Consider the following 1,742-nt stretch of genomic DNA (forward strand, 5'->3'; position numbering starts at 1 on the left):
CCTCGGAGACCACACCCTGCCCGGCGAACGCGGCGTCGCCGTGCACCAGGATCGGCAGCACTTCGCTGCGCGAGCCCAGGCGGTCCAGCTTGGCGCGCACGATGCCCTCCAGCACCGGGTCCACGGCCTCCAGGTGCGAGGGGTTCGCCGCCAGGTAGACCTTGGTCTCGTTGCCGGCATCCGAGGTGTAGGAGCTCGGTGCCAGGTGGTACTTCACGTCGCCCGAGCCCTGCACGGACCCCGGGGTGGCGGTGCCCTCGAACTCGCGGAAGACCTGTGCGTAGGTCTTGCCGGCGATGTTGGTCAGCACGTTCAGCCGGCCGCGGTGGGCCATGCCGATGCCCACCTCGCTCAGGTGCTCGTCGGCGGCGTCGGAGATGATCGCATCCAGCAGCGGAATCAGCGACTCGCCGCCTTCCAGGCTGAAGCGCTTCTGCCCGACGAACTTGGTCTGCAGGAAGGTCTCAAACGCCTCGGCGGCGTTGAGCTTGGACAGGATCCGCTTCTGCTCCTCGGCGCTGGGCTTGCTGTAGGGGCGCTCCAGCTTGGACTGGAACCAGTCGCGCTCCACCGGCTCCTGCAGGTGCATGTACTCGATGCCGGTGGTGCGGCAGTAGGCGTCGCGCAGCACCCCGAGGATGTCGCGCAGCAGCATCCGGTCCTTGCCGCCCAGCCCGCCGGTGACCCATTCGCGGTCCAGGTCCCACAGGGTCAGCCCGTAGGTCTTGATGTCCAGGTCCGGGTGCTTGCGCTGCACGTACTCCAGCGGGTTGATGTCCGCCATCAGGTGCCCGCGCACGCGGTAGGAGTGGATCAGCTGCTGGATCCGGGCGACCTTGTTCACCTGCAGGTCGATGTCGACCTGGTTGTCCACGGCCCAGCGCACCGGCTCGTACGGGATGCGCAGCTGCTCGAAGATCTCGTCGTAGAAGTCCTGCTCACCCAGCAGCAGCGACTCGACCAGCTTCAGGAATTCGCCAGAACCGGCGCCTGGATGACGCGGTGGTCGTAGGTCGAGGTCAGGGTGATGTGCTTGCCGATGCCCAGGGCGGCGACGGTCTTCTCCGCCGCGCCGCGGTACTCGGCCGGGTACTCCAGGCGCCGACGCCGATGATCGCGGCCTGGCCCTTGGACAGGCGCGGCACCGAGTGCACGGTGCCGATGCCGCCGGGGTTGGTCAGCGACACGGTGGTGCCGGCGTAGTCGTCCGCGGTGAGCTTGTTGCCCCGCGCGCGCTTGATCAGGTCCTCATAGGTGGCCCAGAACTCGTTGAAGCTCAGGGTTTCGGCGGCCTTGATGTTCGGCACGGCCAGCATGCGGGTGCCGTCGGGCTTGGGCATGTCGATGGCGATGCCGAAGTTCACGTGGGCCGGCTGCACGGCGGTGGGCTTCTTGTCCACCACGTCGTAGGTCACGTTCATCGACGGGAACTGCTTCAGCGCCCGCACCACGGCGAAGCCGATCAGGTGGGTGAAGGAGATCTTCCCGCCGCGGGTGCGCTTGAGGTGGTTGTTGATGACCACGCGGTTGTCGATCATCAGCTTCGCCGGCACGGCGCGCACGGTGGTGGCGGTCGGCACGGTGAGGCTGGCGTCCATGTTGTTGGCGATGGCTTCATCGGCCCGCGCAGCACGGTGCGCTTTTCCTCGCCATAGGACTGGTTCGAAGTCTGGGGTTTGGGGCTGCGCCGGGATCGGGGCGGTTTTCGGCGCGGCATTCTGCTTGCTCGGCTTCCGGCTTGG

1 pseudogene is annotated in these 1,742 nt (G+C 67.3%); it reads right to left on the bottom strand.

The window, feature by feature from the left end:
• A pseudogene (locus JCM19049_RS13230) lies at positions 1-1,742 on the bottom strand (multifunctional oxoglutarate decarboxylase/oxoglutarate dehydrogenase thiamine pyrophosphate-binding subunit/dihydrolipoyllysine-residue succinyltransferase subunit); the annotation flags it as partial.

The organism is Arthrobacter sp. JCM 19049 (assembly GCF_001310435.1).